The following is a 13,349-nucleotide window of genomic DNA, read 5'->3' on the forward strand; positions in this document are numbered from 1 at the left end:
CGCGCCGGCGGCCGTCGCGACCGCCAACGCCGCACAAACCCATAAAATATAGATTCTCCTCAACGCTACCATCCCCTTATATTTCGCGCTAACTTCCCGGCGGGAGCAACGCAGCGGCGCGCTCGCGTTTCGCCCGGCGCCGCTTCTCGCGGGCCCGTACGGCCGCGAACGCGCCGGCGTAACACAGCGCCGCGGCCGCCGTCGCGATAATTAAATTGCCCAAAAAGTAGGCGTACGTCGTCTTCGAAAGCGCCCATACGTACTTCTCGTCGCGAACCAAGCCGTAGACGGCGCGCCAATCGGTCCCGGTAAAGGCGGCGCCCAGCATCGCCGACGCGGCCCAGAAAACGGGCGACGTGAGCGGGTTCATAATAGCCGCGCCCGCCAGCGCGCCGGCCTTGTTGAAGCGAAATATCCACGCCAGAACGTACGCCGCCGGCCCGGCCAGGCCGAACGTGGGAAAAACGCCGAGCCACACGCCGACCGCGACGCCCGCCGCCACCTGGTGCGGCGACGCGTTAACGCGCACGACGCGGACATACAGCAGCTTCGCGAGGCGGCCCAACCTTCGCCAAAAGTTTTTGGGCCTCGCGTGCCGCGGCCTCCGAAACCACCGAGTACGCAAATATTATACCGCCCACGCGCCCGAAGCGCAACTACTCCGGGAAGACGCCGAAGTAGTCCTCGGGCTCGCGGCGTATCCTCCTGACCAGCGCGTACAGCGGTTTGTATATCTCCATAAATACGAGCGGCAAGGCCGAGATAGCGAGCATCAACCCCCAGTCCCGGAGCGACAGCGGCACGGTGTGGAAGATGGGCTGCAGGAACGGGACGTATACAATACCCAGGTGCAGCAGCAGCGAAAAAGCGACGGCGTACAAAAGCCACGGGTTGGAGAAGGGCCCCAGCGCGAAGAACGAGCGCGTCTGACTCCGGCAGTTCAGCGCGTGGAAAAGCTGGCTCAGCGTCAGCACCGAGAACGCGAAGGTCCGCGCCGTGGCCAGCCCCTCGCCGAAGACGCGCAGTACCAGCACGAACGAGCCGAGCGTGGCCGCGGCTATCATCAACCCCTGCAGCGGTATCAGTCTTAAATCGTGCGCGTCGAAGAGGAAGGCATGTTTGGGGCGCGGCGGCTTGAGGAGCAGGCCCACCTCGGGCGGGTCCACGCCCAGCGCCAGCGCCGGCGCGCCGTCGGTGATGAGGTTCACCCATAGGATTTGGATGGGCACGAGCGGCAGCGGCCAGCCGGCGAGCGTCGCGACGATCATGACGAGGAGCTCGGAGGCGTTGCACGACAGCAGGAAGTGGATGAACTTCTTGATGTTGGCGTAGATGCTCCGCCCCTCCTCCACCGCGGCCACGATGGTGGCGAAGTTGTCGTCGGTGAGGATCATGTCCGACGCCTCCTTGGAGACGTCGGTGCCGGTGATGCCCATCGCGACGCCGATGTCGGCCTCTTTGAGGGCCGGCGCGTCGTTGACGCCGTCGCCGGTCATCGCCACTACCGCGCCGCGCGCGCGCAGCGCCCGCACGATGCGCAGCTTGTGCTCGGGCGTCACCCGCGCCAGCACCCGGGCATCCTCGAGCTCGTCTATCAAACCCTCGTCGCTGAGCTGGTCCAACTCGCGGCCGGTCAAGACGGTGCCGGCCTCGTCGGTAATGCCCACCTCTTCGGCGATGGCCACGGCGGTAGCGCGATGGTCGCCCGTCACCATAATGGGCGTGATGTGCGCCAGCCGGCACTTGCGCACCGCCTCGTAGACCTCCGCTCGAGGCGGGTCCTCGATCGCGACGTACCCGCGGAACGTGAGGTCCCGTTCGATTTCGACCGACACCTCTTCGTCGTGGGCCACGGCGCGGGTCGCGACGGCGATAACGCGCAAGCCGCGGGCCGCCAGGCCGGCGTTGGCGTCCTCGAGCGCGGCCCGGCTCTCGGGCGTTAGCGGCCTCTCGCGCTCGCCGCCCATAACCGCCGCGCACAGCTCGAGCACTATCTCCGGCGCGCCCTTCACGACGGCGACGCGGCCGCCGTTCACGCCGAATACCGCGGTCATCCTCTTACGCTTGGAGTCGAAAGGCACTTCGGCCTGGAACTCGTACCGGGAGGCCAGCTCGCGCGCGTCCACGCCCACGTCCAGCGCCGCCTCCACCAGCGCCGCTTCGGTGGGGTTGCTGCGTTCGCCGCCGAACGAGTAATCGCCCGTAGTGGCCGCGTAAATGAAGTCGGAGGTGCACAGGACCGCGGTGGCGAGCAAGTCCTTCAGGTCGTCGGGCGCTTCGGCCCGCACTACCTCCCGGCCGTTGACGTACGCCCGCCGCGCCACCATCCTGTTCTCGGTCAGCGTACCGGTCTTGTCGGTGCATATCACCGACGTCGAGCCCAGCGTCTCGACCGACGATAGGCGGCGGATAAGCGCGTGGCGCCGGACCATCCGCTGCACGCCGATGGCGAGCGCGATGGTAACGACGGCGGGGAGGCCCTCCGGGATGGCGGCCACCGCCAGCGTTACCGCGATCAGGAACATCTCCTGCGCCGGCAACCCCCGCAGAAGGCCCGCGCCGAACATCACCCCGCACAGGATAAGCACGGCCCAGACCAAAAGCTTCCCCAACCTGGCCAGCCGCCGCTGGAGAGGCGTCTCCTCGCCCCCCACTTCCTGCACCAGCGCCGCGATGCGTCCGAGCTCGGTGCCCATCCCGGTGGCGACGACCAGGCCGTCGCCGCGGCCGTACGTTACGACGGTCCCGGTGTACGCCATATTCCGCCGGTCGGCCAGCGGCATGTCGTCGTCGAGCTCGAGCGCCGCCTCTTTCTCGACGGCCAAAGATTCGCCGGTGAGCGCCGCCTCGTCCACCTGGAGGTTGTGCTCTTCGACCAGGCGAAGGTCCGCCGGGACGCGGTCGCCGGCCCGCAGCCGGACGAGGTCCCCCGGGACCACGTCGCGCGTATCCACCACTTTCTCGCGGCCGTCGCGCACCACCGCGGCCTTGGGCGCCGCCATCTCGCGCAGCGCCTGCAGCGACTTCTCGGCCCGATATTCCTGAACGAAGCCCAAGATGCCGTTGAGCATCACGATGGCGAGAATCGCCGCGGCGTCCACGTATTCGCCCAGGAAGGCCGAGACGATGCACGCGCCGATAAGGACCAGTACGAGGAAGTCGGTGAATTGCGAGAGGAATACTTTAACGCCGCGCCGCGCGCCCACCTGCGCCAGGGCGTTGGGGCCGTAGCGTCGGAGTCGGGCCGCGGCCTCGTCCGCCGTGAGCCCCAGCCGCGGCGAGGTCCCCAGTTGCGACGCGACGTCCGCCGCGGCCCGGGCGTGCCATAACTTGTCGACGCTTCCCGCCATACTAGTCGGCCGCGAACAGGTGTTTTACGCCCTGCGCCAGCGCGGCCAGGAAACCCGCCCGCCGCTGCCGAGCCAATTCCAAGTACGTCTGCCGCACCTGCTCGAGCACGTCGCCCTCTTTATCCGCCGGCGGCCGCTCGTCGCGGAGGCCCTTGGGCAAGCCGGCCTCAGCGAGCAGCCGCGAAGCCGTCGCCCGACCCAGCTCCGACGTCAACGCCAGGTAGTCGTCGTCTCTCAAATAGTATCCCCACTCGGCGACGATTTCCCTCATACGCTCGCGGTTGGGGTTGATGACCCGCTCCGACATACTGACCTGTACGGCGAGGAACGCCTCGGCCGCGCCCTTCTTCTCCTCGGGCGAAAAAGGCGCGCTCTCGCCCGCGTACGTCGCCATCAAGCGGTCCTCGACTTCGCCGATCTTCGCCCGCGCCGCGGCGTTCTCGTTCAGCAGGGCGTGGAGCGGCCCGTACGCCTTGCTCAACGCCGCTTCCAATCCGCGGCGCCGGCTCGCGACCGCCAAAACGACCGCCATCGCGGCCAGGCCGAAAAGCGTTCCCACACAAAGATAACCAAGCGTCGAAACCGTATTTCCCATTACGTTCTCCCCGGTGAAAGCCTACCGTCCTTCGGCCGTACGCGGCGCCGCTGCCAACGCCGCCATAACGGCCGCCGCCAAAGTAACGACCGCTATCGCGGCCTTACCGATGCCCAGCGCCGGTACTAAGACCACGGCCGTAACCGCCGCGCCCGCCGCGCTTCCCAGCATGTCGGTACCGTAGAGCACGCCCGCGCCCCGCTCCCCCCACGCCCGGAGCGCCACGACGAACTGCGCGCCGCCGCACAGGCCGGCGGCGAAGGCCAAAGCGCCGAAGATGACGTGCAGAACAACCGCCGGCGCCGCGGCCCAGCGCGAGAGCAAGTAAAGCGCCGGCGGCAGCGCGAACGCCACCATCGCCGCGAACGCCATAATATTGACCAACCGCTGCCGGTACGCCCCGGCCTCCCGCGGCGGCGGCAGCAACCCGCCCGCCGCCACGCCCGCCATAAAAGCTCCCACGATTAGCGCCAACTCCAAATAAGCCGAGCCGTACACCACCTGGAAGCCGAATATTATCAACACCTCGAGCGATATTTCGACGAAACCTTGCGCCGCGACGGCGAGCGCCACCGCCGGCCTGCCCCCCAGCCGCCGCCGCCATATAAACCACGGCGCCGCAAGGGCCGCGGCGAACGCGATAATATACCATAACCGCAGCCCCCTTGCGGCCGTTAATACGCGCCGCCCCGCGCCGCCCACCCGCGCCGCCCACAACGCCAGGCCGTAGTAAAGCGCCTTGGGCTTCAAATCGGTATTCACGTCCGCCGGCAGGCTCGTCGCCCGCGCCGCGGCGTCGACGCGGTCCGCCGTAAGCGCGTAACGGAAGTAGGTCTCGGTCAGATATTGATTTCGGATACTACAACGGCGCAGCGCTCGCGCGTACGCCCCGGCCGAAGCGTCTACGGCCGCGTCGGAGGCCAGGAACGTGAAGCGCTCGCCGGGCACGTACGCGACGTGGGGGAAGGCCGCGGCCGCGGTCGCGCGGCTCGAGCTCAGGAACTCCGCAAGGTCGGGAGGATAGTAATTCGCCGCGCCGGGCGCGCTGAAGGCCAACAAGCCGCCGGGCGCAAGGAGACCGTGTACGTCTTCGAAAAACTCGACCGTAAAATAGCGGTTAATCTGGGCCGATACCGGCGTCGGCATCGCGACGATGACGACGTCCGCCCGTTCGCCGCGCGAAGCGGCGCGCCGCGCCCACAACCGGCCGTCGCCGCTAATGAACGTTACGCCGGGGAGCGCGTCTACGCCCGGGTAAAACGTCGCCGCCGCGGCCTCCACCAGCGCCGCGTCCAATTCCACGTATACGACTTCCCCGACGGCGGCGAACTTCGCGAACTCGGCCAGCGCGCCGGTCAAACCGCCGCCGAAGAGGACCACGCGCCCCGCCTCCGGCCGAAGCAACATCGCCGGCTGGACCGTCTCCTCCGCCGCCAACCGGTCCGGGTATGACGCCACCAGTAGGCCGTTTTCGTAAAGCGAATTTTGGTCCGCCCGCCTCGCCGCCACCACCGCGCCGTACGGCGACGTGCGGTAGGCCGTCACCTTTTCACCCGGAAAAGAGCGAGCGAAGAACCACCGTTCCAACAATGGGGCGCGGAACGCCGCGACGCCGCAAGCCGCGGCCAGCGTCAGTAGAAGCGCGACGGCCGCGCCGACGCGCGCCCCGCGGGCCCGCACCAGCGCCACCGACGCCGCCCCCGCCGCGCACAGGAGAACGAGGGCCCCTGCGGTTAACGGGGAAAACCAACGGTAAAGTATCGTCGTGAAGAGGAGGCCGGCGACGCACGAGCCCGCGGCCTCGGCGACGTACACGACTTTGGCCTTGCCGGCCGCCGCCGCCACGAGCGCGAAGGTCGCGCCGGCGAAGAAGGCCGCCGGCCCCGCCGCGGCGAAGGCGAAGGCGAACCCCCGCAGCCAACCCACCACTTCCCCCGGGACGGCTCCCAATATCGTACGGCCGCCCCACGTGAGCCACAGGCCGAATAAATAAAAGGCGCCGAGCGCCGCGAACGACAGCACCGCCGCGAGCCAGGAAGGCCGACGCAGCCGACTCGCCGCCAGGCTGCCGAGGCCGCCCGCGGCCAGCCACGCGCAAAGGGTCAGGCCGACGGCGACCTCGTTGCCGCCCGTGAGCGACAAGTACTCGCGTAAGAGCTCGAGTTGGGCGACGACGGCCGCGGCGCCCAGGCAAAAAGCGAAGACGATAGTCGCCATAAAGGGTAAAGACGTCGCCGGAGAACGGCGCCCGCGGCCGGGCCTTTACTCCTATCCCGCGCCCGCGACGACGTGCACGAGCCAGGGCAAGACTAGGGCGCGGAGGGCCCACAGCGCCGCCAGGACGACCAGCGGCGAGATATCGATGCCGCCGAGGTTGAGGCGCAACCGATAATGGATGAAATCGCGCACCGGGTATAACACCGGGTCCGTAATCGCGTAAAGGAACCTGACGATGGGATTGCGGGGGTTGGGCCTGAACCACGACATGATGGCCCGGGCGACGATAACGAGCATGTAAATCCAGACGGCTCGGTCGAGGATCAATAACGCTATAAGTATCGCGTTGCTCATATTATTTAAAACCGGGTCATATCGCCCAGGCGCGCGAGGCGCTCCTCCACCTCGTCGCGGGTCAACTTCGCCAGCCTGGTTATCCCCAATCCCTCGACGGCGAAGGAGGCCACGGTGGCGCCGTAGGCCACGGCGCGGCAGAGGTTGGCCGGCGACGTATCGTCGGACGCGGCGAGGAAGCCGAGGAAACCGCCGGCGAAGGTGTCGCCCGCGCCCGTGGGGTCGGCGACCTCGCGTACCGGGAACGCCGGCAATATAAATTCGAAATCGCGGGCCATAAGGACGGCGCCGTGCTCGCCTTTCTTGGCAAGCACGTACCGAGGCCCCAGCTCGAGGAGACGCGTCATCGCGGCGAGCAAATTCGCCTCGCCCCCCAGCATCCTCGCCTCGGCGTCGTTTACGACGAGAACGTCGGCTCGAGCTACCACCTCGGCCAGGTCGTCGCGCTGCCGGTCTATCCAGTAGTTCATCGTATCGACGGCGACGAACCGGGGGCCGTTGAGTTGCTCCAAAACGGCGAGCTGCAGCAGCGGGTCGATGTTGCCCAGCGCGACGTACGGGTAGTTGCGGCAGCTCTCCGGCACCACCGGCCGGAACTCGCCGAAGACGCCGAGCTCGGTTTTTTCGGTTATGGCGACGTTGACGTCCTCTTCGTAGCGGCCGCACCACCGGAAGGTCCGGCCCTCGCGGCGCTCCAGGCCGGCGCAATCGACGCCGCGGTCGGCGAAAATTTGAAACGCCTCTTCGGGGAAATCGTCGCCCACCACCGCCACGACGGCCACCGGCGCGAACAGCGAGGCCGCGAGCGCGAAGTAGGTCGCCGAACCGCCCAACCCCTCGTCAACGCTGCCGCCGGGGGCTTTTACGGTATCCAACGCGACGGACCCTACGGCCAATATGCTCATATCACTCCGCGGTCAACGATACTCTTCAACACTTACGCTGATTTCTTATTAATGCTATCATAAGGCCTACGGTGGTGTCAACGGCTCGAGCCGGAGTCGTTATGGAAGCGGACAAGATATTCAAAGCTAAGGCCATAGTAACCGCGCCCGGCGCGCCCGACGCGTATTCCCTGGCGGTTAAACGGGGCCGCGTCGCGGCGGTCGACGTCGAAGGACGGGAAGATTTCGCTCGGGCCGGCGTGCCGGTAGTCGACTTCGGCGACGCCGTCGTACTGCCCGGGTTGTGGGACGCGCACGTGCACCTGTTGTCGACCGGTCTCGCGCTCCGCGAGGTGGACCTGAGCGGCGCCCGCCGCCTGGCCGACGTTCTGGAGCTCGTACGGGACGGGGCCGGCAACGCCGACGAAATCGTAATGTGCGCCGGCCTGGACGACAGCCGCCTGGCCGAAGGGCGCTTGCCCACCGGAGCCGAGCTCGACGGCGCGTCGCCGGACAAACCCGTGGCCGTAACCCGCGTGGATTATCACACGCTGGTGGTCAACGCCGCGGCCTGGCCGCGCTTCGGCCTCGAGCCCTCCTGGCCGGGCGTAGAGCTGGATGCCGACGGCCGGCCCACCGGCGTCCTTCGCGGCCGGGCGAACGAGCTGGCGCGCGCGAAGGTCCGCGGCCGGCTCGAGCGGGCGACGAAGACCGCGGCCTACCGCGACGGCGCGGCGCTTGCCGCCTCCCGCGGCGTCGTGGCGCTGTGCGCGCTCGAGGGAGGACAAATCGCGGGGGAAGAAGACGTACGGGTTCTTCTGAAATGTCGCGACCGGCTGCCGGTAGAAACTTTTGTATTCCCCCAAGTAACGTCCGCGAGGACGGCGCGCGAGCTGCGCTTGCCGCGGTTGGGCGGCTGCCTGTTGGTGGACGGCTCCATCGGCTCGTGGACCGCGGCGCTGAGCGAGCCTTACGCCGACAAACCCGCGACGCGGGGCGAGCTGTATTTCGCCGACGACGACCTGAACGCGCTCGTCATGACGGCGCACGCCGCCGGCCTCCAGGTGGCGCTCCACGCCATAGGCGACCGCGCCGTATCGCAGGTGCTGGACTCGTACGGCGTCGCGGCCTACGAACACCCCCGCGACGATTGCCGCCACCGCGTCGAACACGCCGAACTCGTTTCCGACCGCGACCTCGAAAGGGCGGCCGAACTCGGCGTCATCCTCTCCGTGCAGCCGGCGTTCGAATGGTTGTGGGGCGGCCCGGGTAAGTTGTACGAGACGCGGCTGGGCGAGCGGCGCCGCCGCACGAACCGGCTGCGGTCCGCGCTCGCGGCGGGCGTCGCGCTGGCGGGCGGGTCCGATTCCAATATTACCCCTATAAATCCGCTCTTGGGAATAGCCGCGGCGACGAACCACCCCACCGAAGAAGAGCGGCTGTCCTTCGACGACGCGCTGGCTATGTTCACCCTGGGGGCCGCGGCCTCCGTTTTCGCGGAAGACGATTGGGGGACGCTGTCGCCGGGCAAGTGGGCCTCGTTCACCGTCGTCGCCCGGGACCCGCGCCAACTCGCCGCCGCGGAACCGGCGGACGCGGAGGTCGTCGCGACGGTAGTCAAGGGGAAATTTACCTATAGAAAGGACGGTACGCCCGGCCTATAGGCCGAGCGCGGCCTCGTACACGGCCGCGGTCCGGCGGGCCACCTCTTCCCAGGAGTATAAGTCGGCGACGCGACGTTCGGCCGCGGCGCCCTTTTCTTTTACGTCGTCCGGCGAGCCGAGCATCCGGCGGAGCTGTTCGCCCAGCGCGGCGACGTCGCCCGTCGGGAAGTAGAAGCCGGCGTCGCCCAGCGCCTCGACGTTGGGCGGGATGTCCGAGGCCAATACGCCGGCGCCGTAGCTCATCGCCTCGAGCAGCGCTATGGAAAGGCCTTCCAGCGTCGACGGCTGGACGTATAAATAGGAACCGGCGAAGAAGGCGGCGAGCGGCGGCCCGTAGACGTATCCGACGAAGCGTACCCTGTCGTCGGCCTCCTCCTTCAGTCGCTCGAGGTATTTCCCGTGAGGGTCGTCGCCCACGACGACGAGCGGGAGGTCCGTCGCGACGTCGCGGTACGCCTCCAATAACAGGTGAATGCCCTTCTCGGGGACGAGCCGGCCTACGGTTAACAGGTACCGCCCGGGCTCCAGGTCGTACGGCTCGAGCGCGCGGAGGTCGACCGGCCCGGGTACGGTGACCGCGTTCGGTACGTACGTCGTGCGCCGGCGGTAGCGCCGCGCGAAATGCCGCTGCAGCTCGCGGGAGACGACGACGGTCCGCGTCGCGAGGCGCGCCGCGGCCCACTCCCCCAGGCGCAGGTACGTCGACGCGGCCGGGCCCCACTTTTCGCGCTGCCAGTCCAGGCCGTGGACCGTAACGACGACCGTCTTGCCGAGCGAACGCGGGATGAAGGCGAGCGTCGCCGGCCCCAGGGCGTGATAGTGGTAGACGTCGAAGCGACGGGGCGCGGCGTCGAGCGAGGCCAGCAAGGTGTGGGTCCACGCGTCGAGGTGTTTGGTGTTGACGCTGGGAAGGCGGCGCAGCGTCAGCCCCTCCGCCGAGGCGTCGGGAGGGGTGTAGTGGTTTCGGCAATATACCGTAACGTCGTGGCCCAACCGCGCCAGGCCGCGGCCCAACTCCTCGACGTGGCGCTCGATGCCGCCGTGCAGCGCCGGCACGCCCTTCAGGCCTATCATCGCGACCCTCACGCCGCGACCTCCCGGTAAACGTCGAGCAGCCGGGCCATGTGCTCCTTGAAGGAGTAATCGCGCGCCAACCGCGCGCGGCCCGCGGCGCCTAATTTACGCCCTTTACGGACATCGCCCGCGACCAGCTCGAGCGCCGCCCCCAGCCCGCGAACGTCCTCGGCCTCGACCAACAGGCCCTCGACGCCGTCCTCCACCATCTCCGGGATACCGCCGATGCGGGAGGCCACGACCGCGGCGCCGGCCGCGAACGCCTCCAATATCACGGCGGGCGTATTCTCGGGCCAGCGCGACGGGACGACGACGGCTCGAGCCGACGCCATCAACCCGGCGAGCCGGCGCGCGTCGACGTGCCCCAGGAACTCGACCTTGTCCGCGGCGTAACCTCGTGCGGTTTCCCTGAGGTTGGCTATCTCCGGGCCCGAGCCGGCGACTTTCAACCGGACCTTCGGTCCCGCCAGGCCGACGGCCTGGATGAGTACGTCCACGCCCTTCTGGGGCGCGAGGCGACCCGCGTATAAGAAGAAGTTCTCCTTCCGGGCGGCCCGCGTCTCGCGAATGTCAATCGCCGGCGGGAGGAAGCGCACGCGCGCGTCGTCGTACCCGGCGGCGCGCACTTTTTCGCTCAGGAAGGCGGAAGGCGCGAGGATGCGGGCAAGCTTGTGGTATATCTTCTTCCGCCGCGCGACGAGGTGCGCCAGGTAACCCACGGCCGAAGCGCCGAACTTGCCCTTCACGCACCGGCGCGTTATACACGAAAAATATTTCTTTTCGGCGCAGCGGAAGCAAGGCTCGTCGCGGCTGTAGAAATAATGGTTCGGGCAGAGCAGGTTGTAATCGTGGAGCGTCATTACGGCCGGGACGCCGGCTCGAGCCAGCGCCGCGACCACCGCGGGCGTCAGGTGGTACGCAATATTGTGCAGGTGCGCGACGTCCGGTTTGACGTCGTCGAGGAAGGCCTGGAACTTTTCGGCCGCGGCGCGCGACCATACCGCGGCGAGCGCCGTCCGCAGGCCGACGCGCGGCGGGGCGAAGTCGTGGTAGGGCGGGTAGTATCGGCGATACTCGCCCTCGACGTTGTCGGGATGCGCCGTCCCGAAGAAGAAGACGTCGTGCCGCCGCCTTTTCAGCGCCCGGGCGACGTCGAACATATAGCGCTCGGCGCCGCCCCGGCGATACAGAAACTTGTTTACGTGAACGATACGCACGCGCTACCCGCTCGAGCCGCGCCCGGTTCGGAACTGGTAATACGCCAATATCCCCTGCGCGGCGTCGAGAAAACAGGCCAGGAAGCCGGGCCACCCGTCCAGGAATCCCAGCTTGAACAAGTACCGCCGCCAGAACCGGACCGCCGGCCTTAGGAGGAAAAACCACACGTCGGCGGCGAACCCGGGACGCCGGCCGCGCCGTTCCAGGTAGTCCGCGCCGGCGGCCACGTATAGCGGCAGCTTCCGGAGGTAGTCGGCCAACGCGGGGTACGTCTCGTGGTAGAGCGGCGCCCCGAGCCTGCCGACGCGGCCGTCGACGTCGAGACGCTCGTGCACCGATAAGCAGCGGAAACGCGCCCGCCCCCGCCGAAACAGGCGCAGCTGGTAGTCTGGGTACGCGCCGCCGTGTTTGAGATATCGGCCGAAGTAGTTATTCAGGCGGGGGAATTCGTACGCGTCGTACGGCGCGTCGTCGTCGGCCGCCGCGGCCTGGAGCGCGGCGGCCAGCTCCGCCGTTACGCGTTCGTCCGGGTCCAGGAATATTATCCATTCGCCGCGGCAGGCGTCTGTGGCCGCGGTTTTATTTACATTTAAATTGAAATCGTTTTTAACCGGAACGACCTTCGCGCCGGCGCGCCGGGCCACTTCGGCGGTGTCGTCCGACGATTCGGCGTCGGCCACCACGACTTCGTCGGCGAAGGTTACGCCCTCGAGGAGCGCGGCCAGTTCGCGGGCCTCGTCGTGGGCCAGGATAGCAACGGACAGGCGCGGCATTTCTTCTTGCATAGGGAATTAGTTTATGCTATTATGCGTTTTCCCGAAAGGAATATCATGTCTTACCGATGCGGCATTTGCGGCAAGCAGCCCATGTTCGGCCACAGCATAAGCCACGCCCACAACGTTACGCGGCGCAAGTTCATGCCGAACCTTCATCGCGTTCGCGTCCGCGTCGACGGCCGCGTAAAGAGGCTGCGCGTATGCACGCGGTGCCTGAAGGCCGGCAAAGTGCGCAAAGCGTAGCTCCCATCGCAGCGCAATAAAAGGCCCGTCAGCGGGCCTTTTTTATTGTAAAGCCCGCGCGTCGTTACGTCAAGGCAATTCTCCGCTTGACATTTCGCATACCTCCTTTATAATCGAAACGTAAGGCCGCCGGTGCGGCGGCCTTTTTACCCTTTAAGGCCATGCCTTCTAAAAAGGAGAAAGCTCCCGAACGGCGGCGCGTTCTCGTAACCGGCGCGGCCGGCTTCATCGGCTCGAGCCTCGTCGACGAGCTTCTGGCGCGGGGTCACGAGGTCGTGGGCGTAGACAACTTCCTCGGCAACTACGGCCGCAACGTCAAGCTCGCCAACTTGCGCGCCGCGCGCGAGGCCGCCTCCTTCACCTTCCGCGAGTTGGACCTGGCGCGCGACGAGTTGGAGGACGTCGTCGACGGCGTGGACGCGGCGTTCCACCTGGCGGCGCGGCCGGGCGTCCGCGACTCCTGGGGTCGGCACTACGAGGAGTATTTGACGAACAACGTCCTCGCGACGCAGCGGCTGCTGGAGGCGCTTCGCGCCCGGGCGGACGTCCCGCTCATCCTCGCCTCCTCCAGCTCGGTGTACGGCGACGCGAGCCGCCTCCCCGTAACCGAAGACGCGACGCCGGCGCCCGTCTCGCCGTACGGCGCGACGAAGTTGGCGGCGGAAGACCTCGTCGATTTATACAGGAAAAGCTACGGCCTCCGCGCAGTGATACTCCGCTACTTCACCGTATACGGCCCCCGCCAGCGGCCCGACATGGCCATCCACAAATTCATCCGCGCCATCCGGGACGGCGAGGCCATCGTGCTGTACGGCGACGGCGAGGAGCGGCGCGACTTCACGTACGTGGGCGACGCCGTGAAGGCCACCGCGGAAGTGCTGGCTCGAGGCCTAACGTCGGGGACGTACAACGTAGCGTCCGGGAAGACGGTGTCGCTGGCGGAGCTCACCGCGTCCATCGAGAAGGTGTTGGGC

The 13,349-nt window shown here is 67.5% G+C and carries 12 protein-coding genes; 3 read left to right on the top strand and 9 right to left on the bottom strand.

Features of this window, described 5'->3' with window-relative positions; all coding sequences use genetic code 11:
- Nucleotides 1-88: 88 nt before the first annotated feature.
- From VMX79_06135 to VMX79_06160, 6 genes are all read right to left on the bottom strand, one after another.
- A complete protein-coding gene (locus tag VMX79_06135; GenBank protein HUV86675.1) occupies nucleotides 89-565 on the bottom strand; it encodes a DUF2062 domain-containing protein in 477 nt (158 codons plus the stop codon).
- Nucleotides 566-656: 91 nt separating this feature from the next.
- Nucleotides 657-3,350, bottom strand: a complete 2,694-nt coding sequence (locus VMX79_06140) for a calcium-translocating P-type ATPase, PMCA-type (protein HUV86676.1) — start codon at nucleotides 3,348-3,350, stop codon at nucleotides 657-659.
- Between the two features lies 1 nt (nucleotide 3,351).
- Nucleotides 3,352-3,909 (bottom strand): hypothetical protein, encoded by a 558-nt coding sequence (locus VMX79_06145; GenBank protein HUV86677.1) that lies wholly within the window; start codon nucleotides 3,907-3,909, stop codon nucleotides 3,352-3,354.
- A 57-nt stretch (nucleotides 3,910-3,966) separates the two neighbouring features.
- Nucleotides 3,967-6,162: a hypothetical protein gene (locus VMX79_06150; protein HUV86678.1), complete on the bottom strand. Its 2,196-nt coding sequence runs from the start codon at nucleotides 6,160-6,162 to the stop codon at nucleotides 3,967-3,969.
- A 51-nt stretch (nucleotides 6,163-6,213) separates the two neighbouring features.
- Nucleotides 6,214-6,516 carry a YggT family protein gene (locus VMX79_06155; protein HUV86679.1) on the bottom strand — a complete coding sequence of 101 codons (303 nt, stop codon included), beginning with the start codon at nucleotides 6,514-6,516 and terminating at the stop codon, nucleotides 6,214-6,216.
- A 5-nt stretch (nucleotides 6,517-6,521) separates the two neighbouring features.
- Nucleotides 6,522-7,421 (bottom strand): PfkB family carbohydrate kinase, encoded by a 900-nt coding sequence (locus VMX79_06160; GenBank protein HUV86680.1) that lies wholly within the window; start codon nucleotides 7,419-7,421, stop codon nucleotides 6,522-6,524.
- A 101-nt stretch (nucleotides 7,422-7,522) separates the two neighbouring features.
- Between VMX79_06160 and VMX79_06165 the strand changes: the two genes are divergently transcribed.
- The gene (locus tag VMX79_06165; protein HUV86681.1) at nucleotides 7,523-9,064 is read left to right on the top strand and encodes an amidohydrolase; all 1,542 of its coding nucleotides are present in this window, start codon (nucleotides 7,523-7,525) and stop codon (nucleotides 9,062-9,064) included.
- Here the strand turns inward: VMX79_06165 and VMX79_06170 are convergent.
- From VMX79_06170 to VMX79_06180, 3 genes are read right to left on the bottom strand one after another with little or no spacing between them, the layout of a single operon-like run.
- Nucleotides 9,059-10,150, bottom strand: coding sequence for a glycosyltransferase family 4 protein (locus tag VMX79_06170; protein HUV86682.1), 1,092 nt, complete (start codon nucleotides 10,148-10,150; stop codon nucleotides 9,059-9,061). The genes VMX79_06165 and VMX79_06170 overlap by 6 nt on opposite strands.
- Nucleotides 10,147-11,355: a glycosyltransferase gene (locus tag VMX79_06175; protein ID HUV86683.1), complete on the bottom strand. Its 1,209-nt coding sequence runs from the start codon at nucleotides 11,353-11,355 to the stop codon at nucleotides 10,147-10,149. Before VMX79_06175 ends, VMX79_06170 begins: the two co-directional genes overlap by 4 nt.
- A gap of 3 nt (nucleotides 11,356-11,358) precedes the next feature.
- Entirely contained in the window at nucleotides 11,359-12,141 is a 783-nt protein-coding gene (locus VMX79_06180) for a glycosyltransferase family 2 protein (GenBank protein ID HUV86684.1), read from the bottom strand.
- Nucleotides 12,142-12,186: 45 nt separating this feature from the next.
- On the opposite strand from VMX79_06180, the gene rpmB reads away from it, so the two are divergent.
- Nucleotides 12,187-12,375, top strand: coding sequence for a 50S ribosomal protein L28 (rpmB, locus tag VMX79_06185; GenBank protein ID HUV86685.1), 189 nt, complete (start codon nucleotides 12,187-12,189; stop codon nucleotides 12,373-12,375).
- Between the two features lie 161 nt (nucleotides 12,376-12,536).
- On the top strand, nucleotides 12,537-13,349 hold an 813-nt coding region (locus tag VMX79_06190), incomplete at its 3' end, for an NAD-dependent epimerase/dehydratase family protein (protein HUV86686.1).

It is taken from the genome of bacterium (genome assembly GCA_035529855.1).
Taxonomy (GTDB): Bacteria; RBG-13-66-14; B26-G2; order WVWN01; family WVWN01; genus WVWN01.

Bases quoted from the DNA above. Each gene is read 5' to 3' on its own strand.
- rpmB (HUV86685.1), top strand. From the start codon at position 12,187: ATGTCTTACCGATGCGGCATTTGCGGCAAGCAGCCCATGTTCGGCCAC.
- VMX79_06150 (HUV86678.1), bottom strand. From the start codon at position 6,162: ATGGCGACTATCGTCTTCGCTTTTTGCCTGGGCGCCGCGGCCGTCGTC.
- VMX79_06155 (HUV86679.1), bottom strand. From the start codon at position 6,516: ATGAGCAACGCGATACTTATAGCGTTATTGATCCTCGACCGAGCCGTC.
- VMX79_06160 (HUV86680.1), bottom strand. From the start codon at position 7,421: ATGAGCATATTGGCCGTAGGGTCCGTCGCGTTGGATACCGTAAAAGCC.
- VMX79_06165 (HUV86681.1), top strand. From the start codon at position 7,523: ATGGAAGCGGACAAGATATTCAAAGCTAAGGCCATAGTAACCGCGCCC.
- VMX79_06140 (HUV86676.1), bottom strand. From the start codon at position 3,350: ATGGCGGGAAGCGTCGACAAGTTATGGCACGCCCGGGCCGCGGCGGAC.
- VMX79_06180 (HUV86684.1), bottom strand. From the start codon at position 12,141: ATGCAAGAAGAAATGCCGCGCCTGTCCGTTGCTATCCTGGCCCACGAC.